Source organism: Verrucomicrobiales bacterium (assembly GCA_016793885.1).
Taxonomy (GTDB): Bacteria; Verrucomicrobiota; Verrucomicrobiia; order Limisphaerales; family UBA11320; genus UBA11320.
Genome location: JAEUHE010000093.1, coordinates 45,608 through 71,182 on the forward strand (window position 1 = coordinate 45,608; position 25,575 = coordinate 71,182).

Consider the following 25,575-nt stretch of genomic DNA (forward strand, 5'->3'; position numbering starts at 1 on the left):
TGAGGTCTCCGACGGAATGTGCAATCCCAAAGAGAGCCCCAGCCCCCGCAACCGGTCGGCCCCTTCCCCGCCCCGACTCGGAGTCGGCGTGATGGCTAGCGGGTCGCTGCCGGAGCCTGAGCCCGACTCAACACCGTATGGGCATGACGAAGCATCCGCTCAGTGGTATCCCACCCGACACAGGCGTCGGTGATGGAAACCCCGTACTTCAACTCCGACAGATTGGCTGGAATAGGCTGGTTGCCATCATTCAGGTGGCTCTCAACCATCAGGCCGATCACAGCGGTATTGCCCTCCGCGCGCTGCGCAACAGCATTCTGGAGCACCTCCTCCTGACGCGTGTGCAGCTTACCCGAATTGGCATGACTGCAGTCCACCATCAGAGCCGGCCGAAGCTGACTCTTTTTCAGCTGTTCCACGGCCGACGCAATGCTGGCCGCGTCATAATTAGTGGCTAGGCGCCCTCCACGGAGCACCACGTGGCCATCCGGATTGCCGGTTGTCCTGACCATGCTGGTGACTCCATCCGGGTCGATTCCAAGAAAGTTATGAGGGTGCATCGCTGCCTTCATGGCATCGATGGCGATTTGAAGCCCGCCATCCGTACCGTTCTTGAATCCGACCGGCATCGACAGCCCACTGGCCATCTCTCGGTGGGTCTGGGATTCGGTGGTGCGTGCGCCAATCGCTGCCCAGGTGACCAGGTCTGCCAGGTATTGAGGAGTGATCGGATCCAAAAACTCTGTTCCGGCAGGCAGGCCTAGTTCATTGGCCTGGAGGAGGAGTTGGCGGGCGGTTCTCAGTCCAGTCTCGATGTCGTATGTCCCGTCGAGATGCGGATCATTGATCAACCCTTTCCACCCGATGGTGGTGCGCGGCTTTTCGAAATAAACCCGCATCACCAGGAAAAGCGTGTCCTGCAGCTCCGTGCGCAAACGGTTTAACCGCTCGGCATACTCCATCGCCGCGGCCGGATCATGAATGGAACAGGGCCCAATCACGACCAGCAAGCGGGGGTCCTGCTGGTTAAGGATGCGCTGCACGTCGCAACGACCGCTCACAACCGTGCGGTTGGCAGACTCGGTCATCGGCAACGAGAGCTTCAAGGCACTCGGCGCCGTCAACCGCGAGGTCTGACGGACTCGGAGATTATTTGTTGGCTGCATAAGACAATGGGCCCCAACCACTCGGCCTGCGCTGCTAGTCGCCAGGGATGGAACACCCCTAATAAACCACTTTATGAAGGAAAGTGAAACGGGATTTTGTAGCTTTCTGAGGGAGCCAAAAACGGAGCTTGCACCGCCGATCGAGAGCCCTTATCGACACCTCTCGAATATGCGAATCGATGCGCACCAGCACTTTTGGAACCTGAAGCAGTTTCCCCACCCCTGGATTACCGAGAATCTCCAACCGCTGCGCCATAACTTCCTGCCCGCCGACCTCCGTCCGCTTCTGGCTCAGCATCGGCTGGACGGCTCAGTGCTCGTGCAAACCTTTGGATCCTTGGAGGAAACCCGGTGGTTCCTTTCCCTGGCGACTCAACACGAGTTCATCCTGGGCGTGGTCGGCTGGGTTGACCTGCAGGATCCTGGCGTCGGCGACACCCTCGATGCGCTAGCGGATCACCCCAAGCTGGTCGGCATCCGGCACGTGGTCCATGATGAACCCGACCCCCAATGGCTCACGCGCCCGGAAGTGCTTCGAGGACTGGAAGAACTGGCTCGCCGCAAACTTCCCTATGACTTGCTGCTCCGCCCCCCGCACCTCCCGGCAGCCATCGAGGTGGCTCGGCGGTTTCCCACGCTTCCACTCGTGGTGGACCATATCGCCAAACCCAGGATCGCCTCCCTAGGATGGGACGATTGGGCGGAGGCCTTCGCCGCTCTGGCGCGCTTTCCTTCAGTCTACTGCAAGCTCTCCGGGATGATCACCGAAGCGTCCTGGTCCGGGTGGAAACCATCCGATCTGCACCGGTACGTGGATCATGCGCTCCAACACTTCGGCCCTGAACGGTTGATGTTTGGGAGCGACTGGCCGGTTTGCTTGCTGGCGGGAAGCTACGCGAGGGTGGTCGAAGGTCTGGAGGCGAACCTCTCCCCACTCAAGGCTCAGGATCAGGACCGCATCTGGGGAGGAACAGCTCAACAGTTCTACCGGCTTTCCACCGCAGCCGGTCAACTCTTTTAAGCCGCGAACGCGGCCCGGGCGATGCGGGCGCGGTGCTGAATGGCTCCAGCCATGTCCTTCAGTGAAACGACGTGGTGGACCACCCCCAACTCTTGGGCAGCCGCGGGCATGCCAAAGACCACGCAGCTTTTGTCGTCCTGGGCCAGATTGATGCCACCCGCCTCCTTGATCGCCTTCATGCCCAAGGCCCCATCTTTACCCATCCCGGTCAGCAGCACACCGATCGTATGGGGACCGGCGGCAACAGCTGCGCTGCGGAACAGGACATCGACCGCCGGACGTTGATGATGCTCCTCCGGCCCACGATGCAGTCGCACCACATACTGGGTCCTTTCCCACCGGAGCTCCATATGGAACCCTCCAGGGGCCACCAGAACCAGTCCTGGGCGCACGAGATCCCCCTGCTCTGCCTCTCGAACTTCCAGGGCACAAAGGGAGTTCAACCGCTGCGCAAAGGAACGCGAGAAGACGGCCGGGATGTGCTGAACAATGCAAATGCCAGGCATTTCCGCCGGTAGAACCGTCAGAACATCCTTGATCGCCTCGGTGCCGCCCGTGCTCGCCCCGAGAACAATCACCTGACGGGCACTGAAGCGAGCGGTGTCTGAGGCAGCCGTAGTCCGCTTCGTCTCGATACCCACCAGATCAGGCTTCCGCCCTGAGGCAAAGCTTTCGGTGGTGGGTTGGACGAGAGCATCTCCCCGCAGTCGGGGAGCCACTGACGATCCCGAGCCTTTCGTCTGCTGGTTTCGCTTGCGAAGAACAGCAGTTAACTGGCGGAGCGAGATTTGGAGGCGTTCGTTAGAATCCTGCTCGGAAGGCGTGGCCTGCGGAAGCCCGGGAAGAACATCGATCGCCCCCGCCTCAAAAAGCGACAGCGTATACGCCGAACCCAACGAGGCGCTGTCGGAAAGAACCACCACCGGAGCCCCCGTCGCCTGAGCCACGCGACGGAGCAGTAAAATAGCATCCACTCGCGAGGTGCCCGTTTCCAGAACCACCATGTCAGGTTTATGCGGGTTGGCAGGATCCATCAGCACGAGAGGATCCTCGGACTTTCCAACCAAGGCTGTGTCCGGGATGGAAACGAGGTTTTCTGCGACGGACAAACGCCGAGCGGCGGGCCCAGCAACCAAGAAAACTCTTAGAGCCTGTTTAGACGGGGCTGACATAGCCAATATCCGCTACCTGAAGGGAAGCACCCACCCGTCTCGTGACGAGTTTTCACCTCCCATGGGCGCAGATTCGTCCTACGCCGCTGTTTTATGCATCGTTTTTGCAAAGCTGCTGTAAAGCTGGTGAAAGAGAGCTCGGGCCTGGCGCAATTCATCCAACGAGAGCGACTCCACCACGGTTTCAACGGCACCGGCCGCAACGGCGTCGCCCATCTCAGCGCTCAGGCAGAACCAGGCATAGGCTTCCACAAGATCGACGGCCGCCCCTTTCCCCTGGGCGTAAGCCAACCCGAGGTTGAACTGGGCCACCGCATGCCCCTGCTCCGCTGCCCGACGAAACCACTTCAAGGCTTCCGTCTCGTTCTGGGCAACGCCCTGTCCGGTCGCGTAGCGGACTCCCAAGCTATCCTGGGCTCCGGCGTGGCCTTGATCGGCCGCCTTGCGCAACCATTTCACAGCCTCCGAGACATCTTGATCGACCCCCTGTCCATTCAGGTGTCTCACGGCAAGACAGTATTGGGCTTCACTGTTGCCCTGCTCGGCCGCCTTACGAAACCATCGGGCAGCCGAAACCAGATCGGGAACCCCGCCATCGGAGTACTGACGAGCCAGCTGGAGTTGGGCAATCGCCTCCCCCGCCTCGGCTCTACCTTTCAGATCGCTAGTCGCATTCTTTTTTTCATCGGACATGACACCCCACTCCTCTCCTTGTTTACCCCCCACAGCTCACCACTCGCTCAAAAATCGCGGAACGAGCTGTCCAGCGGGTTAGATTCCCCGTGAGCCGCCGCCGCCTGCCCAGGCCCAGAGGCAGCTCGCTTCGAAACCTCCGGCATGGGCAGATCATCCCCCCCACTCGGACGAGTTACCTTTGCGCCATGCGCCGCCGATGCGGAAGTCCCCGAGCTCGGTTTGAACGTGTTGAGGGATGACCCTGAACTTGAACCGGACTTCGATGGACGTGAGCTAGGAACGGCCGCCTGGGGCCGACGCACCGGTTCGGCCGCGCGAGGGGCCGAAGCCTCAACTCCTCCGGCAACTGCTCCCGTCACCAACTGTTCGGCGGCGCGAATGGCTTCACGCTGCGAAATAGATTGTGCTTTCAACTCTTCCGAGGCGCTGGCCGTCTGCTCGGCCGCGGCGGCGGTACCCTGCACGATCTTGTCGACTCGGCTCACCGCCAAATTAACCTGCGATAATCCCGTGCTCTGCTCCTGGGTGGCATTGGCGATCTCATTCATCACCTGATTTACCGACTGGGTCTGGGTGACGATCGCTTGGAAGCTCTTTTCAACCTCCAGAGAGCGTTCCGTGACTTCGGTCAGACTGGTGACCACCCGCTCGCTGGCCCGCACGCCATTGGTGCTCTTCTGGATGGAGTCATCGATTCGTTGAGCCGTGTCCTTCGCCGCCTGGGCGCTGCGCTGAGCCAGGCTGCGAACTTCATCGGCAACCACCGCGAAGCCTAGGCCCGCCTCCCCGGCACGAGCCGCCTCCACCGCGGCATTCAGTGCCAGAATGTTGGTCTGGAAGGCGATCTCATCAATCGTCTTGACGATCTTTGCCACTTCGCCGCCGGAGATCTCAATGTCACGAACAGCGGTTTGCATATGGCCAACCGCACCGCGGATCTGCTCCACGGTTTGTCCCATTCCGCGAAGCTGCTCCGCCCCCTGCTGGGCCGTTTGAAGGGCTTGACCGGAGGACTCGCGGGCGCTCCGCGCATTCTCGGCTGTCCGCTTGGTCATGCTCGCTATCTCCTCAAGTGCGGCGCCGCTCTCTTCGAGCGACGCGGCTTGATCACTGGCTCCTTCGGCGAGGGAATGGCTGGCGGAGGAAATCTGAATCGCCGCGCTCGACACATCATCGGTCAGAACTCGGATCGACTGCAATTGAGCGACGATCGGTCTGGCCAGTGACCGACCGAGCCACCAGGCCGCCAACACCAACCCCACGATGCTCGCACCAAAGACGATCAAGTTGTTGCGCAACGCGGCCAGTGCCACGGCTTGAGCTTGAGCCTCCGGGACACGTAACAGCAAACTCCAACCCAGCCCGGGAAATCCTAAGGCTCCCTTGGAACGCACGAATCCGGAGACGAACTGTCCAGGTTTGCGCTCGTGGGTCTCGTGAACAAAGCCCTGTTCCCCAGTGATCACGCGCTTCGCCGACTCAATTCCAGCGCTCGCCAGGTTGGACTTGAGAAAGGCCTCGCTGTCATGTTGAAACGATTTGTTTCCGCCCCTGGCCATCGGATCGTGGGTCCCTAAAACACGCCCCTTGCTATCCAACAGAGTTAGCTCCGCCTGGTCGAATCCACGCTTGGCGGCATCCTCGTAGGCATCCATCAGTATCTCCTCCACCAAAGAGAACTTGGCCGCATTATACCAGTAGGCAATGACCTTTCCTGCCGCGTCCTTAACCGGGGCCGAAAAACCCATCACGAGCCCCTGGTTGCCACAAGCCTTCTTCACCAACTCGCTCACCGCGAGGTCCTCTACGACGGTGCCGTCCAAAAGATCGCTCTTAAGAAACTTCCCTTCGCTCACCGCCTGAAACCAACTGGCCGACTTAAAATTCTGCTCGTAAAGCCAAGTTGTCTCCAAGGGCTTCCCACCAGAATCCCGGTCGTTGACCGCCAGGACACGCCCCTCTGGATCCACCGCCACCGAGAGATCATACAGCCCATATAAGCCGACGTAACGATTCATCACCTCGGCCACCGGATTCTTGTCGGATCCAACCTTATACCAGGCGTTTTGATCCTGGATTACGGAGTTCAGACCAAACGCCTGCACATCCCCATAACGCTCGAACAGATTGCGATCGATGTCCTCCAGGGAGGCTTGAGCCGCCGCGCGGAAGGAGTCAGCGAGACGTTCGCCGAGTGTGTGGATGGATCGGGTGCTGAGGACACCGATTACCACCAAGGGAATTGCGCCAATCAACACAAAGCTGCAGACCAGCTTGGCGGTCAGGCTCCAGGTCTTCATTCTGTTCATAGGATATTCAAACTTCGTCGGTCCCAGGAGACCTGGCACATCCCACGCACCCGGCAACACATCAAGAGCGTCGACCAGATCTCTTCCTTATGGATATCGGCGATTGGAAAACAATCTTGATCAAATCTTCATGTTCCAGCGATCACGCTGCCGCCGCGGATCGCAGTCCTTTCAACGCCTCCTCGCAGATCACCCGGTCGATATCCAAAAGGGTCTTCACCCCCCCTTTCACTTTCGCGATTCCGAGGATGTAGTCGATGTTCAGACGCACACCAAAGTCAGGCGTCGGTTCGATGTCGGCCGGTGGGATGTTGCTGACCTCCTCGACTGCGTCCACCATTAGTCCCATGAGCGATTTGCCTCGCGCAGCAAGCTCAACCACGATGACGCACGTGCGCTCGCTCTGTGTACCCTTGGGAAGTCCGAACTTCGCTCGCAAGTCAGCCACCGGGACAACCTTACCCCGCAGGTTGATCACGCCGCGCATGTAAGACGGCATGCATGGCACGTGAGTGATCTCGGGCAAACGAATGATCTCCCGCACCTGCAAGATTCCTAGTCCGTAGGATTCCCTTCCCAACGAAAACGTCAGGAACTTTCCACCCTTGCAAGCAACCAACCCCTCCTCTTTCGATCCAACAGCAACGTTCATAGATCCTTTCCTGCCCAGGGCACTCCCCACCGGAACGACGGCTCACACCAGCCCTAGGTCAGTGTTCTATCGGCAGACCACCTCGGGAAGCAGAAGAGATTATTTCGAGAGCTACGCCTCAGAAATCCAGGGAACGAGGTCACCGGGCAGGGGGACGGGGCTCGAGACTAGGACGGCCGAGGGGTAAACCTGGGATCGGCGCAGCAACGAAGCTCATGAGCGAGAAGAGCAACCACCGATACCACCGCTGTAGGACAGCGTAATGTCCACGGCCCCAGAGTAATCGGACAGACACCACGTTCCGCCAGTTTTTGAAGCTCGTCCGGGGTGAAGTCTCCCTCCGGCCCTACCCAAATCTGGATGGATCGCGGGCTGACACCTGATCGCTCCTGGTACTTGGCCAAGACTCCGCGAACCTCGTCGGCCCCGGCGGCCAAAGAGGCCACCAGTGACAGATCGGGCGCAGATTCTTGGGAGAGAAGGGAGGCGAAGGTCGCCGGCACCTGGATCGCCGGAGCCCAGAGGTTCCCGCTCTGCTTCATGGCTTCGCGCGCCGTGGTCTGCCACTTCTCCTGTTTGGACAGGGCTTCCTGCCCCGACAGACGGACAATGCCCCGCTCAGCGATCAGCGGAACAATCTCGGAAACTCCCAACTCCGTGGCTTGCTCGACGATCTCATCGAAAAGCTGTCCTTTGGGAATGGCGGCAATCAGGCAAATTCGACCAACGGGGGCCGGCTGACTGAGCGTGGAAAGGATCTCAAGAACGACACTCGACTTCGTGCTGCTGGTGACCCGACACTGGTAAGACTTGCCAGCTCCGTCGAGCACCACCGCGGCATCCCCCGCCTCCAGACGAAGTACCCGCGCCGCGTGATGCGCTTCAGCCCCCTGAAGCACCAGGTTTCGGTCCTGACACCGCTCCGGAGGAAGGAAGAAGCGGTGCATCAGGGAGAAAGGTCAGCGAAAGAAATTCTTGGCACGCTCGAGAAAGCTCATCCCGATGGGATTCACGGTCTCATCGCACAGGAGCGCAAACTCCTCCAGCTTGGCCCGCTGGGCGGCATTCAGCTTCGAGGGCACCTCAACGATGACCCGCACGTGAAGATCTCCGTGTCCATGCCCGTGAACATTCCGCACCCCTTTGCCCTTCAGCCGGAAAGTGGTGCCGCTCTGGGATCCGGCCGGGATCCGAATATGCGCCTTGCCGGTCAAGGTAGGAACCTCCACTTCGGCTCCTAGCGCAGCCTGGACAAAACTGATCGGAAGCTCGCAATGAAGATCATCACCTTCGCGCTCAAACACGTCGTGAGCCCGAACATGCAAAACTACGTAAAGGTCACCGCCCCCGCCGCCCCGAACTCCAGCCTCCCCTTCCCCGGCCGACCGCAACCGCGTACCCGTGTCGACGCCTGCAGGGATGCGTAGCTTGACCTTGTTCGGACGCTCAACCCGTCCAGCCCCCTCACAACTCTTGCAGGGATTCTCCAGCATCTGTCCCTGCCCGTTGCAGCGAGGACAGTTCTGAGCGATGCTAAAAATTCCTCGCGCCATGACCACCTGCCCTCGTCCGCCGCAGGTCGTGCAGGTCCGCTTGCGCGGAGATCCGTCCGCGCCGGAGCCCGAGCAACGCTCGCAGCTCGAGAGTCGGCTGACCGCGATCTCCTTCTCGCATCCGTTAACCGCCTCCTCAAAAGTCAGTTCCAAGTCATAGCGAAGATCATCGCCCCGCTGCGGAGCCCGTGGATCGGCACGGCGACCACCCAGAAACTCCTCGAAAATGCTGCCGCCAAAAACCTCGCGGAAAATATCCGCCGGGTCATGGAAGCCACCGCCGCCCGCGCTCGCCCGACGCCGTGGATCAAAGGCGTCATGTCCCATTTGATCGTAGGCCGCTCGCTTCTGCGGATCGTTCAGGACCTCATAGGCCTCACCCAGTTCCTTGAACTTCTCCTCGGCCCCTTTGTCCCCGGGGTTTTTATCCGGATGATACTTAATGGCCATCTTGCGATAAGCCTTCTTCAAGTCATCCTCAGTCGCGTTCTTGGGTACCCCCAAGACCTCGTAGTAATCTCGCTTGGCCATTGAAGCTTAGGAGGCAGGCGCCTTCGAAACGATCACTGTCGCCGGCCTTAGCAGGCGTTCGCGCAGCCGATAGCCCTTGCGGAGCTGCTGCAGGACATGGCCTTCGGCAACCTCCGAGGATTCCTGCTGCGAGACCGCTTCGTGGATGTTCGGGTCAAAGGGCTGCCCTAGGGCGTTCACCTCAGCGAGGCCGGCATCCATCAACACCGTACGCAGCTGTTGGTGAATCATGTTGACCCCCGTGCGCAAGGATTCGGCCGTGGCGTTCGAAGCCTGATTGGCAGCCATCAACGCCATCTCGAAGTTGTCCATCACGGGAACAAGCTTTTCGAGCAGTCCCTCGGTGGCGTATTTGAGGGCGTCTTGCCGCTCGCGGGCCGCGCGTTTCTTGAAATTGTCGAAATCGGCGGTCGTCCGCAGCAACGCATTCCAATTCTCTTCGGCCTTGGCGGCCTTGGCTTGCAGAGCCACCCAAGCCTCCGGAGAGAAGTCCGGCTCGGGCACCCCACCCTGGGGATCCGAACCCGTGCCCTCGGACGACGGTGCCGCAGTTGGTTCACGATTTTCCATACGCTTGCTGTCTGAACAATCAATCTGTAATGGGTCTCGAATCGGATCAGTGCTTGCCGCAGCACTGCTTGTACTTCTTGCCGCTTCCACAGGGGCAAGGATCGTTGCGCCCCACTTTCGGCCCGAGCCGAACCGGAGTGGCTTTGGCGACCGCCTCCGAGGCCTCGCTCACCATGTCGCTGGCGTTGCCAGCCCCAGCTCCCGAACCACCCGCAGGGCTGGCTCCGCCACCAAATGAACTGGCCTCCGCATGAATGGTCTGTGCGCGCTGCTGCATGCCCCGGAGGAAATTCTCGAAGGCGCGCAGGCTGGAGGCGCTGCGGAAGATGTTGTGGCAGATCTCCGACTTCACGCCCACCATCATCTCCTCAAACACCTTGAACGCTTCCGCCTTGTACTCAATCAGCGGATCCCGCTGACCATAAGCCCGAAGGCCGATGCTGTTTCGGAGGCTGTCCATGTGATAGAGATGCTCCTGCCACAGGCGATCGATGGCGGAGATCATCGTGATCCTCTCCATCTGATTCAACGCCTTGGTATCCTCATGGCTGACCTTCAGCTCGTACGCCTGGCGCACTTCATCGACCACGAAGCGGCACAACGCAAACTGATGCGCGCTCAGGCCGTCAAATACCGAACCCGCCACCGGCGCTTCCTGCCCCTCCTCCGCCCGTTTCACCAGCTGCTCTTCGGTGACGCCCAGGGGGAAATTCAGGTTTATCCAGTCGGAAAGCCCGCGGAGATTCCATTCACGCGGCTCGGATGTCGGGGCGGTGAACTCGTCGACCTTGGCGATGACCACCTCCTCCATCACATCCATCAACTGGTCGCGCACATCCTCACCATGGAGGATCTCGTTGCGGAAGCCATAGATGACCTCCCGCTGCTTATTCATGACGTCGTCATACTCCAGCGTGCGTTTCCGCTGCTGGAAATTATGCTGCTCGACGCGCTTCTGAGCCTGTTCGATGGATCGATTCAGGAAAGGATGCTCCAGCTCCTGCCCTTCCTCCAACCCCACCCGCTCCATGACTTTCACGATGCGATCGGAACCGAACAAACGCATGAGATCGTCCTCCAGCGAGATGAAAAAGTGCGACGAGCCCGGATCACCCTGACGCGCGCAACGACCGCGCAGCTGCCGATCAATACGACGCGATTCGTGACGTTCGGTGCCGATCACGTGCAGCCCTCCCAGCTCCGCCACCCCAGGTCCGAGCTTAATATCCGTGCCACGGCCAGCCATGTTGGTGGCAATCGTGACCCCGCCCCGCTGGCCGGCCATGGAGACGATCTCCGCTTCCTGCTGATGGAACTTCGCGTTGAGCACCTTGTGAACGATGCCGGCTTCCTTGAGCATGCGAGAGAGCCCTTCGCTGGTCTCCACCGAAACGGTGCCCACCAAGATCGGACGGCCCTGGGCATGCACTTCGCGAATTTCCTTCAGCACGGCAGCGAACTTCTCGCGCCTAGTCTTGTAAACCGTGTCATTGCTGTCCTTGCGGACACAGGGTCGATTGGTGGGAATCACCAGCACACCCAGTTTGTAAATGTCGTGAAACTCGTTGGCCTCGGTCTCGGCCGTTCCCGTCATTCCCGCCAGCTTTTGATACAGACGGAAATAGTTCTGAATCGTGATGGTGGCGTAGGTTTGTGTTTCTTTCTCAACCTCAACCCCTTCCTTGGCCTCGACCGCCGCGTGAAGCCCTTCGCTCCACCGACGACCCGTCATCAATCGGCCGGTGTTCTCATCGACGATGATGACCTTATTGTCCTGCACCACGTAGTGGACATCGCACAGGTAGAGGCTGTAGGCCTTGAGCAACTGCGAGATAACATGGATCTTCTGAGCCTTGTCCTCCATCTGCGTCTGCAACGCGGCTTTGGCGGCCAATCGATCTTGGGCCGTGAGAGAACCGTCCGAATCGATTCGGTGAAACTCAGTGGGCAAATCGGGGAGCAAAAAGGAATCGGCGTCCTTGGGGCTCAAGAAACTCCGCCCCTTCTCGGTCAGATCCGCCTCGTGGCTCTTCTCCTCGATCGCGAAAAAAAGCTCCTCCTTCTGGGCATAAAGCTCCTTCTTGGACTGGTCGGCATGCAGCCGCAACTCCGCCTTCTGCATCAAGGAGGCCAGGGAGGGATCTTCCAAGAGATGCCTAAGCCCCTCAGAACGTGGGTTACCCGTCTTGACCCGGTAGAGAAGCAAACCTAGCTCCATCTCCAGTATGTCAGGATCCTTGGGGTTCGATCCGTCCGCCGGACGCAGTTTTTTGAGCACGTCCTGCGCTTCACGCAAAAACCGGACGCACAGCTGCTCTTGAGCGTGAACCAGGCTCTGAACGACCCCTTTCATCTGGGCGTAGAGCCCGTTGTCAGCGTTGATGACCGCCGGACCGCTGATGATCAGGGGAGTCCGGGCCTCGTCGATGAGAATGGAATCCACCTCGTCGACGATGGCGAAATAGTGGCCGCGCTGAACCTGATATTCGCGCTTTTCAGCCATGCCGTTGTCACGCAAGTAGTCAAAACCAAACTCAGCGTTCGTGCCATAGGTGATGTCACACGAATACTGTTGGCGGCGGACATCTGGGGGTTGGTCGTGGATGATGCAGCCGACGGTCAACCCCAGAAAACGATAAACCGCCCCCATCCATTCGCTATCGCGAGCGGCCAGGTAATCGTTGACCGTCACCACGTGAACCCCTCGGCCCGTGAGAGCGTTCAAGTAGGTTGGTAAAGTAGCCACCAAAGTCTTGCCTTCGCCCGTGGCCATTTCCGAAATGCGGCCGCTGTGAAGCGCCCAGCCCCCGATCAACTGGACGTCGAAGGGAACCATCTCCCAGCGAATGGGATGCCCCCGCACAATGACGTCTTTGCCACACAGACGACGGCAGGCATTCTTCACCACGGCGAACGCTTCAGGAAGAATCGCGTTCAGCTCCTTGGCGAGTTCATCATTGTCCTGGATGGCCGCGAGCTTGGCCTTCCAGTCCGCGGTTTTCTGGCGAAGGACCTCCTCGGGCTGAGACTGCAAGCTCTGCTCGATCTCGTTGATACGTGCAACCATAGGGCGCACGCGCCTGATTTCTCGGTCGTTCTTCGAGCCGAAAACCTTTTTAATGATAAATCCTAACATGATACCCTCATCACAAGTGCCCGGAACCTACGGGAAGCGTTATCTACCGTCAAAAAGAATTGGCCATATACCGGCGCAGATATTTCACAGCCACCGTTAACTCCTTCGGCCAAGGAGCCCGAATCTCAAGGGGTAAACCCGTGACGGGATGCTTGAACCAAATTCGCTCCGCATGCAGGGCCGGCCCGGTCGTGAGCGGTCGCTCGCTCTTCCCATCCTTGACCTGATAGCGTTTTTTCATCTGAGATAGCAGCAACTGTTTGCCGCCGTAGGGCTTATCTCCACAGGCCGGCAGCTTGATATGTTGCAGATGGGCACGAACTTGATGGTGACGATGCGTGGACAGCCGACAGTTAAGCAGGGAATACCCTCTGAACTTCTCAGCGATGGTCAACTCGGTCCGTGCCATCTTGCCTTTTTTGGTGTCAACCCGTTGAAGATCGGGACGCTGAGGATGCTCGATTAGCCCGGCGTTGACCGTCAACTTCGCCTGCCCCAGATCACCCGCCACCAGGGCCACATAGCCCAGATAGGGCTTGCCCGTGCTGAACTCATTGGCCAACGCGATCAACACCGGTTTCGATTTAGCCATGAGGAGTACGCCACTGACCTCCGGATCCAGCCGATGGGTACTGGCCAGGTAGGATAAGTGACGGGAGGTAGCAAAGGGTTTAGCCTGAGCGATCCCGGCATGAAGAAGGCCCATCAGATGAGGCATTCGCGGGGCCTCACGGTCGGGCGTAGCGTGCAGCCCGGCCGGCTTCGAAACCGCCAGCAAGTGCTCGTCCTCGTAGAGCACCTCAATCTCCCAAAACAGATGAGCCTCGGGAACGGACAATTTTATAGGGAGTGGATGGGTTGTCATGTGGTGAACGAGGTCGTGCGGAGCAAAGCCAACCGAGCGACCTGTTGGTTGAGAGTCCCACTGGCTGCTGGGCGTGGAGAGATTCCAACCACCCAGGGACGGATCACATCCGCCTCCACGCTCCCTGAGGAACAGGGACGTAAACCCAGCTCCGACTCCGCTATTGTGCCGCCGAGGCCCCCTGACCGTCCGCGGCGCCGGCAGCCGGGGCTGGGCGCTGGAGTTTCGCCTGCTCGATCTTGCCAATCCACTTGCCGAATGCTTCGAAGGAACCGGACATGCGCTCCGATCGCAAGAAGGCCGGGTACTTCTCCTTCTGAATCTCCTCTGAGAGAGCTTTGCGATCCTTCAGATGAAGAACAACGCCCCCCTCCTGGGTGAACATGAAACGGCTGATTCCACCATTGGTCAGGGACGAAACCGCGTTGTTCAACTGGGCCATTTGTAGACGACCGGCCAATTCCGGGAGATTCTCGGTCGCGCTGGAAAAAGGCGGAAGAGCTTCGACACGCAAGCCGGACTTGGCAGCCACCTCGGCAAAGCTCTTTCCAGAGGACACCTGCTGAACCGAGTTGGAATGGAAGGAATTCCCCGCCTTCACGGCCCGTTCCCGTCCCTGGCTCCTGAGATAGTCAGCAGCCACTCGGGCGCGAACCGCTTCAAATGGCTCGATTTGAGAAGGTATGCGCTGCTTCACGGCGGCGATGTAGACGGCGTCCTCGCCCATCATGGGCTGGAAAAGAACGACAGACGCGCTGTTGGTCAACTCGAACAAACGTCCCGCAAACTCGGGAGAAACCGATTTCATCTCTGCGGGAGGCTCGTCACGGGTGAACGGACTCGAAACCTTCACCGTCTGGTTCGCAGCAGCCATAAAGCTCTCGAAGGTCTGAACCGATGCATCGGATTGTCCCATGAGCTTGTCGGCTAGCTCCGTCGCCGCGTTGTGGGCAAACGTCAGAGCCGACTGGCCGCGCACCAACGAACGGATCTGATCCTTCGCTTCCTTTTCCCCCAATACCACCGCCGGATTGTTGGGGTCGGTATAGTTGGTCGCACCCCGTTGCTGGTATTCCTGGTCGATCAAGGCGGACAAATTAGTCCTCAGTGCCAGGACGGAATCGGCTTGCGCAAAATAGTTGCTCTTCGGGAACTCCACATAGGCAACCTTAAGGCGTTCAGGCAGACGGTATTGCGCCATCATGTTCGTATAGTAGCGACCCAATTCCGCAGCATTGGCAACCACTCCGTTGGTATACGAACTGGTCTGAAAAAAGACGGCCTCAACGACGTTTTCTTGGTGCTCCTTCAGAAACTTCTCTTGCGCCTCCCGCGGATGCACTAATTGACCGGAAACACCCGCGAGCTGAACCAATTGTTGAAAGCCCACCTCATGCTCCAGATAGCGAACGAAGTCTTCTTTGGTAAGATTAATGCCTCGCTGACGTGAGGAAATGTTCTTAAGAAAGCCATCGATGTCCGTGATGCCATAGGAAGCCGCCAAACGTCCCATCGCCCGGTCGTCCGCCTTAATCCCCTGCTCCTTAAGCTGCGAGATCACTACTAACCAGGAATAAGTGTAGTCGGTCAGCCGATCACCCTCATTCTCCGGCCAGCGTCCGCTGGTGATGAACATCCGTAGCATGGCCTCGCTGCGGGCTTCCAAAAACTGGGTGCGCGAAATCGGCTTGCCATCGATGGAGCCTAACTGCAGCCCATCCCCGTCCGGCACGCCACGCATGCTGGAAGGAGAAAAAAAGACGACAAACGTGGGGATGATGACTACGGCTGCCACCACCCATATGATTTTCTGGAATCGTCTAAGGCCCGCAAACATATCAATAAGTTCGTTTCGGTTAAGAGAACGGCGAACCTAGCCTCGAAGCATCGCGGGGTCAAACGCAAAAGAACTAGCCCCAGGAAACGCGAGGACTACCATGTTTACCGGGAGGCCTGTCCGCCCGGCTTGGGGGGGAGGAGCGCCAGCAGGTCCTGCTGGCGAAGATACCACTCGCGCAGCGTACGGGAGAGCATCGAATCCTTAAAGTCCTTGAAATTCCCGATGTTCAAAGCGCCTTCCACCTCGTCCTTCAGAGACTTATTAAGCTCACCCTTCGTATCCACCGCCCATCCGCGAAAGGAGCCAACCTTGTCGTTGAGAGCCTTGGCGGCAGCCAGCCGAACGTCGTGACTATACTTAAAATCCACCACCTCCACCAGACTCTTGTCGATCTTGCCTTTCAAGCGCTTGGAGTCGTCCTTGGCCAGAATGATCAGTCGGGATAGCTCCAGAATCCGCTGCTCCAGACGAGCCACCGGATCGCTCTCTCCCAAACTCCCCACCGCCTCCTGAGCCAGATCTCGGCTCACATTCTCGAGACGCTGGCAGATCATTTTCAGAACCTCCTTCTCGAACTCCTGGAAGAAAACCTCCCCGCGCTTGCGAATCACGGCGATTTCATCGGCGGTGAACGAGATACGCTTGTCATCCAATCCCACAAAGTTTGTATAGGTGGCGGTGTTGAGCAAGGCGTTGAGACGGGCCTGGAGGTTCGTGGCGCTAATGCGATCGATCACCAAGGCATTTGTTCCCATATCCTTCAGCTCCAGCTTAAGGTCGGCCGGAATAAAGGAGAACAACACGCGATCCACCCCCCCTAGCTTCTCGACCTGGTTGGTCAGACTCCTCCAATGCGCATCCATCCGGTCAGGGCGGTTCAGCTCGCCAATAAACTCAAATTGGTTTTCGACCTTGAGCGACCGGGTTTTGGAGCTGAACCAGGAGGCCATCTCCGAGAAGTCGCCCGCCACGCTCGCCGCCGCCGACTGAGCACTCAGATTCACCTGCTCCAGCGGAACCCGATCCCGGGAATCCCGGGGCGCCCGAGCGGAGATAAACCGCTCGATCAAGGTGTTCGGCAAGGTTCTCAAGTAGGTCGCCAGCTCCCCATAGGCCGCGATCAAAGGTTCGTCACCGTAGTCAAACCGCTGAACATCCCCATAACGCCCCGCATCTTGGTCGGTCCCAAAAAGCATCTTCTTTTCCGACGGCTCCTTGGAATCAAAATACCCCCACTGGATGGCGGCACGATCATGCGGAAGAACCTGGGGGGTGGTCCGCATCTGCCAACCGATGAAAACGCCAGCCTTAAACGGGCTGTATTCCATCATGGAGGTGCTGCTCAGCCGGTTCGTGTAGGCATCCAGTTTCTTTCCCAACAAATAGTCCTTAAACCAGTCATCCAACTCCCGCTGGGTGAGGGTGGCGGACAGACTGCCGGCGAAGTTGTGCCGCAAACCCAAAACGTGCCCCACTTCGTGCGCCACCACCTCGCGAACGTAATCCTGGGCAGCCTGCAACACCGCCTTGTCGGTCAGATCATCGCTGGCCAGCAACTCCTCCAGACCCTGGGCATATTGATGCGCAAACTCCACGGGGTCCAACTGGCATGCACTGGCGGTCTGAAACCGCGCCAAGGCCCACACCCGCACATCATTCTTGGTGTCCGACTTCTTCTCGGCGTACTCCCGCATCGACCGCAACGCCGCCCGGGCGCGCGCCTTGCCGCTCAGCGCAAACACGCTGGTCATGTAAGCCTGGCCATGGCGCGAGTCGCCCGTTTGCGGATCCACCAAGATGTCCGCATAGGCAAAACCCGCGTTGTCCCACGGGACCCATTGAACCAGATTATAGCGCGCGTCCGGAGCAGTCACCCCTTCCGGCGCAGCCTCGGCCTTCACCACCTCTTTTCCAAACGCGCGATTCCAATACACAATGCCGTCCTTAACCGCCTGAACAAAATCCTTGGGAGTGTTGGCACTGTAGTGAAAGACGACCGGCTTCGTGAGGTCAAAACGAGCAATTCGACCGCTCTGGCGTCCAGAGGTCGCCTCGAGCTGCACCGCCGTCTCGAAAAAGCGCGCGTAGCGCACTTCAGATGCAGGCTGCTCCTTCCCCGTCTTCACCGTCGGGTTGTAGCTCTGAAAGAAATAGCGAACTTCGTAACGTTGCTCCACATTCGACTCCCCCTCCCGATCCCGAATCTGGACGCTCTGCCGAATGACCAGATTCTCCTCTTTGGAATCGGCCGCAAACACCCGACTCTGCGGAACCTCCAAGGTGCGATCGCGCGACGCCGCATCGAAGAACGACGAGCTTTGATACCAGATCTCCGTAAAGACCCGCCGCATCCCGCGATTAAAATCAATCGTCACCTTGCCGTCATCCTGCTCCACGATAGGGAAGGTGGTCAGCAAACGCCGGGCCGGAAGGTCCTCCGTCACCACCAAGCCCTTGGTGGACTCGTAGAGATCCACGCCATCATGGAACAGCTCAAAGCGAACAATCTTGCCCGCCAGGCCGGTGCTGGTGGCCGCCGCCGCCTGAGGGATCAGCGAGGCGGACATCAGGAACTCTTTCCCGAGGGCCGCCTTCGGGATCACAATGTGGAACTGGGGAGTCACGGACAGGGTGAACTCTGCCGCTGGTAGTCCTGGCGATAAAAGCAAGCTGAGCAACAGCGCCAGTCCGAGCCAAAGACGACTCTGGGGGCAACAAGCCACCAGCCGTGGACGCTGCGACGAGGGCGATTCCGTGAATGGAAGAGTGTTCATGGCAAAAGAGGGGACCGTGCGGCGGACATTGTGTGACTGAACCATAAGGCCAAGAGTTGCTGAGGCAGAGCAGAAAATCAAATGGGAATCGGATCGTGGATGTAAGGCAGATTTCGGGAACCACTCCGACGACCTGCTAGGCTAAACCGAAAGCGGCGGAGCACCCGCCACGCTGGATGGGGCCGCCGCCTCGAAGGGATCCAGCAGATAGAAGGGATCCTGGTCGTGAATCTGTACACTATCCCAATCGAGCACATACGGGACCGATCGCCCTCGGATCTCCCGCATGAGGGCGCTGCGAGCACCGGCTCGCGTGTTCGCGGGAGGAGCCAGACAGTAGTCGTCCAGGTCAGTCAAACTCCACTCCCCGGTCCGCAGCGGCAAAGCGAACGCCAGACAACGATTCGGATCAGTGCTGTGATACTCCAGATCCTGCGCAGCCAGCCATGGATGACTCCAATCGATGTTCTCGCTCTCCCGAAAGGTGCTCAAGATGTGCTCCTTGGTCACCCAATCCAGGACCCCCACCAGCTCCAATCTTCGACCCGAAAGCTTCTCCAAAACCTCAGCCCAGAGTTTCAAAACCGCGTCTGTTTCCTGATCACGCCCACCGAAGCGTCGGGCCGCCCGAACGTGATACTCCGCGAGGAGTTCGATCGCGTCCGCCATTCGTCCGTCCGAAAGCCGAACCGGCCAAGGGCCCGCGGGTGATCGTGAAAGGCTGCGAAGGCACCCAACGGCGTCCATCAAAGTCACCGCTGGAAGGTCATCCGCCTCCAACAGGTCGAAGACGAGCCGCGTGGTGCCTATCTTGAGAAACGACGCGGAGGGCAACACATTCGTATCCCCATGAATCAAGTGCAGCCGACGATACAGCCGCGGATCTGCCAGCGGCTCGTCTCTCGTATTGATGATGGCGCGGTTGTGCTGCACCCACTCAAAGAAGTCATTTTGGATGTAATCCGCCCGCTGGCTGATCTGAAAACACCCTTCCTCGTCTGAAGTTCCGCCCTCCACCCGAAAGCGGGTCGCGTTCGAGATGCCCACTCGCCCCGATCCGGCGTACAGCGCCCGTAGCGTCAGGAAGCTCAGCAGCGAAAGGACATTCTTCTGCGACAGGGGTGCCGAGCGCAGGAGCGAGTAGTTCTCGTGACAACCAAAGGTCGCACCCGTGAAATGGTCGATATTGTTCCGAATGAAGGTGACCTGCCCGCCGTAACCCAAGGCTTCGATGGCCCGGTTCAGAAGGAGGTCCCCGGCTCGGTCGTACTTCACCACATCGAGAGCCGAAGCGCACTCTGCCGTGCAATACTCCAGGTGTCCCATGTCCAAATAGAGACGCCCCCCATTGAAGAGAAATCCACCGTTGCTCGCCGGCTCATCCCAATCCCGGTCGTGGAGATCAATGAGCCCAAAGCGCTGCCCCTCGAAGACCCAATCCTTGATCCGCGCCACCACCTCAGATACCTGCAGGGGTGCGTCTACCAGACAGCCATATTCAGTCTCCACCCCGGTGATCCGGAGGCAGACGCCCGTTGACAGATTTGGTGAACTCAAGAATCGATTGCTCATCCCACGAGCCGCACCAGGAGCCGCTTCCAGCGCCATACAGATGGGGGCGCCACGCAACCGCTGAGCAGACCGGAACTATGCCCTAGCCGGGCAGATTGGAAAAGTCCAATTTCCGGTAGTGAACCGGCCCCGCCACCCGGCGATCCAGGAGGGCCAACTCCACCAACCTGCCCTCCACCAACGCCGGCCCCTCCGGTTCCACGACCAGCCCCGTGAACGGCAGGTGCTGGGTGACCGCTCTCCAGGCAGTCAAGACGACCAATACCGCCTGACGAACGCTATGCTCCGGACGAAGATTCTGCTTGAGCCACGCCTGAGCTTCCGCCTCCACCTTGCGATCGCTGTGCGCCATTAAAGCCCCCGAAACCTCGTAGTGATGGTTTCCGTCAAAATGCAAGCGCACCAGAGCATCCTGGGCCGGGGTCTCCCCCAGCTCGGCGAACAAGGACTCAACAATCAGCGGAGGGGAGAAGATCTGCTCGAAGCTGTTCTTTAACGTTGGACTCAGTGAGAACCCGACCAGGCGACGCAGGGTGACATCGCGTGAAGACCGACTGAAGCCCTCCACGTGAGCCGCCTCAATGGCCGACTGACGGACCTTCTCGATATCCACCGGATGCCCCAGCGCCGCAAAGGCGTGCCGATCGTAGATCTCAAAAACCTTGGATTGTCCCTGCCCCACTCCGACGAGCAGGATGCCTTCCGGCCGCGAAACGGCAAAGACCGGCGTCGCGCCCTTCAGGTGATCTTGGATATACTCTCGGCGATTCTGAATCGCCTCCAGCCAACGATACGGTTCCTCGGTCATGCTTCAGCCCTTTGCCAAAAGTGTTCGTGTTCTTCCAGAGGAACGGTGCGGATGCCTTCGCGGGTCAGCACCTTGATGGTGGCGAACAGCCGACGGTCCGGATGTACCCCGCCCGTCGCGGTGTCAAACTCCGCGGCGGTCATCAACAGCCGGTTGGCCAACGTGACAGCCTGCTCGATGTTCATGTCCTGAGGACGCGGGTCCCCCCACTTCTCCAGATAGTGCAGCACGCTGCGAATGGTGGGGGAGCCGGAGCCAGAACTCGCGAAGTTCGCGGCCTCGAACTGGGCGCCCAACGGATCGTAAAAGTGGATGATGGGCTTGGCCTGTGGATCATCCGTCTCAATGCCCGCGAAGAGCGGGGCTACCAACCCGAACCCCTGCAGGGTCGCCGGAAGGTTCTCCCGAAGCAGCTTGGATAGAGCCCGGATCTTGGCAGCCAGGCTCATGCTTTGCAACTGGCTGCGGCGATAGAACTCGAAGGTCGTCTGCAATGTCCGCGCCATCTCGAAAGCCACCGCCGGGGACCCGGCGATCGCCATCATCGAGTGCGCATCCAGTTCCAGGATTTTCTCGGTCTTGTCCGAGAACACCGTGTGACCTGAGGTAGCCCGGTGATCTCCAGCCATCACCACTCCCGCGGCACACTGGAAGGCGAACACCGTGGTGGCATGGATCATGAGATCCTGCCCTCCGGCTCCCCCAGTCACCTGGGAGAAAGGGTTCTTCGGTAAGAGTGCGAGAAAATCACCATTCATCATTGTCCCGTTCGTTGGCGGTAGCGTTTAGCCTGGTCGGGATCCACCCGACGCATGCGCTTCAGAAGTTCTTCGGTGTTAGGCTTGTTGACCTCAGGCGATCGAGGCCCATCCCCGCCGCCGCCGCTAGGGGCAGGCGTCGGAGGCTGTGGTCGTTGGAGTCGGTCTGGCATAGGAGGGAGAGGTTGTGGTTTAGGTTAGACTATCAGCTTGGCAAAAGGGAGATAGCGGAGGTCATCCACGGTTTGAGCGGCAGCGATGACTTTCAAGCTCTGCCGGATCTGCTGCGCGTCAAACAGATTGCGCAGATCCAACTCGATCCGCTTGTCGCCCGCCCGCAAGGTCAAATGATCCCATTGGGTCAACTCGACGGCCGGCCCGAACCGCTCAATGCAGTAACCCCGCACCGCCGCTCGCGTGCTCATCGGGGGCGTCAGGCGCCCATGACAAATCTCCTCCAAAGGATACGGGAGCCGCAGGGCCCGCTGCTCCATCAGCCCGTAGAACAAGCCCTGCTGCCGATCCAGCACATGATAGGCCAGATCCAGGCTCTGCAGCCAGGGGTCTTCAGGCGATAGCCCCTCGGCTTCGCGGAACTGCTCGATGAGCTTAAACTTGGCGACCCAGTCCAAACGATCGGCTGCCAGCAGCGGATCACGTTCCAGGTCGTTCAAAACCTCTTCCCAGTCGGCCACCACCTTCTGCCAGTCCGAGGACAGGTCTGTGCAATACTCCCGGACGAGCTGCAGATACTGCCGCTGTATCTCCAGCCCCGTGGTCGGATGCCCGTCCGCTGTCCGACACTCCCACTTCCAGGAGGCGTCACGCGAGATCTGCTTCAGGGTGGAAAGCGGCTCAGCCACCTTGGGAATGCGCTCCAGCGGCGCACCGTTGAGCATGGCCTGCAGGACCAGCGCCGTTGTGCCGATCTTGAGGTAGCCAGAATAGAGGGAAAGGTTCGCATCCCCGATGATGACATGGAACCGCCGATATAAATCCGCATTCGCATGCGGCTCGTCCCGCGTGTTGACCAAGGGACGGCGCTGCATGGTGTCAACGCTCTGCATCTCGGTGAAAAAGTCGCTGCGTTGGGAAATCTGGAAACCAGGACGCAGGTAACGATCCTCCTCCTCCCACCCGAACTTTCCACTCCCGCACAGGATCTGCCGGGTCACAAAGAAAGCCACAATGCCCTGGCTGAGCGTGTCCCAGGCCAGCCGACGGGGCATCAGGTAGTTTTCGTGACAACCATAGCTGTGCCCCAAAAGGTCGGTATTGTTCTTGTAGAGCAGGATCGGGTTGTCCGTATTCTGATTCATCGTCCGCGCACACGCGGCCAGGAGGGTGTCGCCCGCAAAGTCTTGCTGCAGGATCTCCAACAGGGTGCTGCACTCCGGAGTGCAGTACTCGGGATGCGCATGGTCGTTGTAAAACCGAGCCCCATTGCGCAGCACGAGATCGCTCTTAATCTCATGGAAGGTGAGGGTCCTCTGGGCATCCAGGGCGAAATAGTTTGCCTCATCGGTGTCCTGACGAAGCTCACTGACGCTGAACCCCCGCATGTCCCGATGGGGGTCTTCCAAGCTGTAGTCCCAGCAATGACGCACCCCCGGCGCGGTCGCGCTGCGCACCAGGGCAATGGATTCCGCCACGACGTCGAGCCCCTCGGGCTTTTCCCTCGTGATGCCTATTTCCGTCTCAGTTCCAAACTGGATCTCCACAACAACCCCTAGATGGCTGAGGCTTCCGAGGTGCGCTCCGCTCCCACCCGCCGACAAGGAGCCAGACGAACCACGTTGCCAGGATCGAAATCCGTTAGTTTCAACCAATCCTCCGTAATATCGCTCGGCGGGAACAACTCGTTCTCCCGATACTCATGATCGAGCGCCGTGATTAAATCTTCCCGGCGAATCGGCGACTCCACTCCCTGCTCGATCGACCGCTTGATGGCGTATTCCTTGGCCCGCTCGACCACCGCGGCAATGATCGCCCCGCTGGCCATGTCGCCGCGGTAGAGGTAATCGCGCCGTCCGCTTCGATAGGTGATCTCCAGGAAGCGGTTCGCCTCGCTGTGCTCATAATGAGCTTTGAGCATGGCGGCGACCAACTCCGCCTGGGACTCCGCCAGCGGCAGGTTCTCGTTCAGATACAGCTTGTAGATCTCCTCGGCCGCCTTCATGTCGGGCCGCCGAACCCGGATTTTCCTGTCGATTCGACCCGGACGCAGGATGGCGGGGTCGATCAGATCAGCCCGATTGGATGCAATGATGACCACCACATTGTGCAGCGCTTCGATGCCATCCATCTCGGTGCAAAACATCGGCACCAGGGTGGAGAGAATGCTCGACCCAACCCGGCCGGCGTGGCGGGTTCCCAAGATTGACTCCGCCTCGTCAATAAAGAGGAAGGCCAGATGTCCCTCGGCCGCCTTTTCACGGCACTGGGCGAAGAGGTCGCGAACCTGGCGCTCAGACTCGCCCAGCCACATGTTCAACACCTCAGGGCCTTTGACGTTTAGGAAAAATTCCGGATGGTCCTCACCGGTTTTATCTCTGATTTGTAAACGCAGATTATGGGCCGTCGCTTTGCCCAATAGCGTTTTTCCACAACCGGGAGGACCATAGAGCAAGAATCCCTTGGGCACGGGATGATTAAATCGCTTGAAAAGATGCGCATGCAGGAAGGGCATCTCGATGGAATCGCGAATCGCTTGGACCGCGTCGGCCTGCCCGCCGATGCTGGACCAGGGCAACGGTTCGACCGTGGTGAGCGTGCGGTCGATGCGCTTGGACGTGCCGATGATCTCGACCGCCACCCGGAGATTCGGATCCAGCCGTAAATCGAGTCCCGACTTCAGCTTCTCCTTCGCCAGCAGGCTAGACCGCACGACGATGGTGTCCGAAACGCCGGATTCATTGCCCACTCGAAGCCGTCCATCCGCGAGCACCTCGCTAATTCGCACCACCGGCCCATTCTTGTCGAAACCGAAGGACTCCGTCACTGCGAATGCCTCATTCAGCAAGACACGCACCCCGGTCTCCAACACCGCTTCCGGCAGTGACGGATCCACACTGCACACATAATCCGTTCCAGCCGCGCACACCAAGGCGCGCGATTTGGGCAGCTTTTGCAGAAGAGTGCCCAAACGCAAAGCCGGGGCCCGCAGCTTTTCCACTGCCTCGCCCAACTTCTCGACCGCCACTCGCGCTTGGTCCTGAATCTCCTCCATCTCCACAACCCGCTGGCGCAGGGCGATCAAATCCTGCGCGATGGGTAAATCCATGACCACCTTCTGGCTGATCTGGTCTACGAGTTGCAACGTGGAGTAATCGTCTCCCTGGAATTCGGGCTGGGGCGGGGCAAAAGAATGCGTCTCCGGGCTCTCAGTCCCTTCAGGCGGTTGCGACCTACCTCTGTCGGACTTATTCACGGTAAAAGTATACCTCATTCGCGAGCAGGTGCAACGTGAGGGCGTGAAATATTTTAGAGAGATTTAGCTTGAGGTTCAGGTCGTGAACGTGGCGACTTCGACGCGGAGGGCAAGGGTCCATCACAGTCAACCGTAGAAGGCTCGGGGCATTACCCACAAGTTCGGAGTGCTTCGTGCAAGGTTCCTGCCCTCTCGTATTTCGTGAGGTTAACGTGCTTTACATTCGTGGCTCTCGGGGAAAACGAAACCCGAGATTGCGCCCCGGACGCCCCATTGACTACTGTGCCGCTGCTATGGCCAAAGTTCGCAAACTCCTGCACACGCGTTACCGGGTCAGCGACCTGGAAAAAACCATCCAATTCTACCGCGAGGTCCTCGGACTCGAAGAAATCCGACGTCACAAGTCGCCACGCGGATCGGAGTTGGTCTTCCTCAAAGCTCCCGAAAGCGAAGAGCAGATCGAGATTTGTCACTATCCCAGCAGCGGACCGGTGGTGGTGCAGGCCGATCTCACCCACCTGGCCTTCGAGGTGGATAGCCTCGAGGAGTTCGCGAAACACCTCGCCTCGCTCGGGTTGAAATACTCCGATGGTCCGACTCTGAAGTCCGATGGCGGCGGCTTTGCCTTCATCGATGCTCCGGAGGGATACGAGATCGAACTGATCCAGCGCAGCAAGCAGGCCGCCGGCAGCGGGGGATACTAATCTCAGCGCCCCAATAAC

The 25,575-nt window shown here is 59.2% G+C and carries 20 protein-coding genes; 2 read left to right on the forward strand and 18 right to left on the reverse strand.

Features of this window, described 5'->3' with window-relative positions; all coding sequences use genetic code 11:
* Positions 1–95 precede the first annotated feature (95 nt).
* Positions 96–1,166, reverse strand: a complete 1,071-nt coding sequence (locus JNN07_10980; GenBank protein ID MBL9168254.1) for a 3-deoxy-7-phosphoheptulonate synthase — start codon at positions 1,164–1,166, stop codon at positions 96–98.
* A gap of 169 nt (positions 1,167–1,335) precedes the next feature.
* Between JNN07_10980 and JNN07_10985 the strand changes: the two genes are divergently transcribed.
* Positions 1,336–2,187: an amidohydrolase family protein gene (locus JNN07_10985; GenBank protein ID MBL9168255.1), complete on the forward strand. Its 852-nt coding sequence runs from the start codon at positions 1,336–1,338 to the stop codon at positions 2,185–2,187.
* On the opposite strand, the gene cheB is transcribed toward JNN07_10985, so the two are convergent.
* The 17 genes from cheB to JNN07_11070 all read right to left on the reverse strand — a co-directional run bounded on the left by cheB (position 2,184) and on the right by JNN07_11070 (position 24,706).
* A complete protein-coding gene (gene cheB / locus JNN07_10990) occupies positions 2,184–3,359 on the reverse strand; it encodes a chemotaxis-specific protein-glutamate methyltransferase CheB (GenBank protein ID MBL9168256.1) in 1,176 nt (391 codons plus the stop codon). The two genes, JNN07_10985 and cheB, sit on opposite strands and share 4 nt — an antisense overlap.
* A 78-nt stretch (positions 3,360–3,437) precedes the next feature.
* On the reverse strand, positions 3,438–4,052 hold the full coding sequence (locus tag JNN07_10995; GenBank protein MBL9168257.1) for a sel1 repeat family protein: 615 nt from the start codon (positions 4,050–4,052) through the stop codon (positions 3,438–3,440).
* A gap of 47 nt (positions 4,053–4,099) precedes the next feature.
* A complete protein-coding gene (locus JNN07_11000; GenBank protein MBL9168258.1) occupies positions 4,100–6,364 on the reverse strand; it encodes a methyl-accepting chemotaxis protein in 2,265 nt (754 codons plus the stop codon).
* 142 nt (positions 6,365–6,506) lie between these two features.
* Positions 6,507–7,016, reverse strand: a complete 510-nt coding sequence (locus JNN07_11005; GenBank protein MBL9168259.1) for a purine-binding chemotaxis protein CheW — start codon at positions 7,014–7,016, stop codon at positions 6,507–6,509.
* A 167-nt stretch (positions 7,017–7,183) separates the two neighbouring features.
* A complete protein-coding gene (locus JNN07_11010) occupies positions 7,184–7,963 on the reverse strand; it encodes a 16S rRNA (uracil(1498)-N(3))-methyltransferase (GenBank protein MBL9168260.1) in 780 nt (259 codons plus the stop codon).
* A 12-nt stretch (positions 7,964–7,975) separates the two neighbouring features.
* Positions 7,976–9,100: a molecular chaperone DnaJ gene (gene dnaJ / locus JNN07_11015; protein MBL9168261.1), complete on the reverse strand. Its 1,125-nt coding sequence runs from the start codon at positions 9,098–9,100 to the stop codon at positions 7,976–7,978.
* A 6-nt stretch (positions 9,101–9,106) separates the two neighbouring features.
* A complete protein-coding gene (grpE, locus tag JNN07_11020) occupies positions 9,107–9,670 on the reverse strand; it encodes a nucleotide exchange factor GrpE (protein ID MBL9168262.1) in 564 nt (187 codons plus the stop codon).
* A 46-nt stretch (positions 9,671–9,716) separates the two neighbouring features.
* Positions 9,717–12,806: a preprotein translocase subunit SecA gene (gene secA / locus JNN07_11025; GenBank protein ID MBL9168263.1), complete on the reverse strand. Its 3,090-nt coding sequence runs from the start codon at positions 12,804–12,806 to the stop codon at positions 9,717–9,719.
* A 49-nt stretch (positions 12,807–12,855) separates the two neighbouring features.
* On the reverse strand, positions 12,856–13,671 hold the full coding sequence (locus JNN07_11030) for an RluA family pseudouridine synthase (protein MBL9168264.1): 816 nt from the start codon (positions 13,669–13,671) through the stop codon (positions 12,856–12,858).
* Between the two features lie 160 nt (positions 13,672–13,831).
* Positions 13,832–15,508: a hypothetical protein gene (locus JNN07_11035; GenBank protein ID MBL9168265.1), complete on the reverse strand. Its 1,677-nt coding sequence runs from the start codon at positions 15,506–15,508 to the stop codon at positions 13,832–13,834.
* A 104-nt stretch (positions 15,509–15,612) separates the two neighbouring features.
* Complete coding sequence (locus tag JNN07_11040) at positions 15,613–18,285, reverse strand: zinc-dependent metalloprotease (protein MBL9168266.1); 2,673 nt, start codon at positions 18,283–18,285, stop codon at positions 15,613–15,615.
* A gap of 141 nt (positions 18,286–18,426) precedes the next feature.
* Positions 18,427–19,857, reverse strand: coding sequence for a proteasome accessory factor PafA2 family protein (locus JNN07_11045; GenBank protein ID MBL9168267.1), 1,431 nt, complete (start codon positions 19,855–19,857; stop codon positions 18,427–18,429).
* Positions 19,858–19,939: 82 nt separating this feature from the next.
* On the reverse strand, positions 19,940–20,665 hold the full coding sequence (locus tag JNN07_11050) for a hypothetical protein (GenBank protein ID MBL9168268.1): 726 nt from the start codon (positions 20,663–20,665) through the stop codon (positions 19,940–19,942).
* Positions 20,662–21,426 carry a proteasome subunit alpha gene (locus JNN07_11055; GenBank protein ID MBL9168269.1) on the reverse strand — a complete coding sequence of 255 codons (765 nt, stop codon included), beginning with the start codon at positions 21,424–21,426 and terminating at the stop codon, positions 20,662–20,664. Before JNN07_11055 ends, JNN07_11050 begins: the two co-directional genes overlap by 4 nt.
* Positions 21,423–21,596, reverse strand: a complete 174-nt coding sequence (locus JNN07_11060; protein MBL9168270.1) for a ubiquitin-like protein UBact — start codon at positions 21,594–21,596, stop codon at positions 21,423–21,425. The genes JNN07_11055 and JNN07_11060 overlap by 4 nt, the downstream gene beginning before the upstream one ends.
* 24 nt (positions 21,597–21,620) lie before the next feature.
* The gene (locus JNN07_11065; protein MBL9168271.1) at positions 21,621–23,144 is read right to left on the reverse strand and encodes a proteasome accessory factor PafA2 family protein; all 1,524 of its coding nucleotides are present in this window, start codon (positions 23,142–23,144) and stop codon (positions 21,621–21,623) included.
* A gap of 8 nt (positions 23,145–23,152) precedes the next feature.
* Complete coding sequence (locus JNN07_11070; protein ID MBL9168272.1) at positions 23,153–24,706, reverse strand: AAA family ATPase; 1,554 nt, start codon at positions 24,704–24,706, stop codon at positions 23,153–23,155.
* 440 nt (positions 24,707–25,146) lie between these two features.
* Between JNN07_11070 and JNN07_11075 the strand changes: the two genes are divergently transcribed.
* The gene (locus JNN07_11075) at positions 25,147–25,557 is read left to right on the forward strand and encodes a VOC family protein (GenBank protein ID MBL9168273.1); all 411 of its coding nucleotides are present in this window, start codon (positions 25,147–25,149) and stop codon (positions 25,555–25,557) included.
* The last annotated feature ends 18 nt before the right edge of the window (positions 25,558–25,575 follow it).

What these genes read in the sequence shown, in the direction of transcription:
- JNN07_11040 (MBL9168266.1), bottom strand. Translation starts at nt 18,285, where the DNA reads ATGAACACTCTTCCATTCACGGAATCGCCCTCGTCGCAGCGTCCACGG.
- dnaJ (MBL9168261.1), bottom strand. Translation starts at nt 9,100, where the DNA reads ATGGCCAAGCGAGATTACTACGAGGTCTTGGGGGTACCCAAGAACGCG.
- JNN07_11055 (MBL9168269.1), bottom strand. Translation starts at nt 21,426, where the DNA reads ATGATGAATGGTGATTTTCTCGCACTCTTACCGAAGAACCCTTTCTCC.
- JNN07_11005 (MBL9168259.1), bottom strand. Translation starts at nt 7,016, where the DNA reads ATGAACGTTGCTGTTGGATCGAAAGAGGAGGGGTTGGTTGCTTGCAAG.
- JNN07_11060 (MBL9168270.1), bottom strand. Translation starts at nt 21,596, where the DNA reads ATGCCAGACCGACTCCAACGACCACAGCCTCCGACGCCTGCCCCTAGC.
- JNN07_11030 (MBL9168264.1), bottom strand. Translation starts at nt 13,671, where the DNA reads ATGACAACCCATCCACTCCCTATAAAATTGTCCGTTCCCGAGGCTCAT.
- JNN07_10995 (MBL9168257.1), bottom strand. Translation starts at nt 4,052, where the DNA reads ATGTCCGATGAAAAAAAGAATGCGACTAGCGATCTGAAAGGTAGAGCC.
- grpE (MBL9168262.1), bottom strand. Translation starts at nt 9,670, where the DNA reads ATGGAAAATCGTGAACCAACTGCGGCACCGTCGTCCGAGGGCACGGGT.
- JNN07_11010 (MBL9168260.1), bottom strand. Translation starts at nt 7,963, where the DNA reads ATGCACCGCTTCTTCCTTCCTCCGGAGCGGTGTCAGGACCGAAACCTG.
- JNN07_10985 (MBL9168255.1), top strand. Translation starts at nt 1,336, where the DNA reads ATGCGAATCGATGCGCACCAGCACTTTTGGAACCTGAAGCAGTTTCCC.
- JNN07_11045 (MBL9168267.1), bottom strand. Translation starts at nt 19,857, where the DNA reads ATGAGCAATCGATTCTTGAGTTCACCAAATCTGTCAACGGGCGTCTGC.
- secA (MBL9168263.1), bottom strand. Translation starts at nt 12,806, where the DNA reads ATGTTAGGATTTATCATTAAAAAGGTTTTCGGCTCGAAGAACGACCGA.
- JNN07_11070 (MBL9168272.1), bottom strand. Translation starts at nt 24,706, where the DNA reads ATGGATTTACCCATCGCGCAGGATTTGATCGCCCTGCGCCAGCGGGTT.
- JNN07_11075 (MBL9168273.1), top strand. Translation starts at nt 25,147, where the DNA reads ATGGCCAAAGTTCGCAAACTCCTGCACACGCGTTACCGGGTCAGCGAC.
- JNN07_11000 (MBL9168258.1), bottom strand. Translation starts at nt 6,364, where the DNA reads ATGAACAGAATGAAGACCTGGAGCCTGACCGCCAAGCTGGTCTGCAGC.
- cheB (MBL9168256.1), bottom strand. Translation starts at nt 3,359, where the DNA reads ATGTCAGCCCCGTCTAAACAGGCTCTAAGAGTTTTCTTGGTTGCTGGG.
- JNN07_11035 (MBL9168265.1), bottom strand. Translation starts at nt 15,508, where the DNA reads ATGTTTGCGGGCCTTAGACGATTCCAGAAAATCATATGGGTGGTGGCA.
- JNN07_11050 (MBL9168268.1), bottom strand. Translation starts at nt 20,665, where the DNA reads ATGACCGAGGAACCGTATCGTTGGCTGGAGGCGATTCAGAATCGCCGA.
- JNN07_10980 (MBL9168254.1), bottom strand. Translation starts at nt 1,166, where the DNA reads ATGCAGCCAACAAATAATCTCCGAGTCCGTCAGACCTCGCGGTTGACG.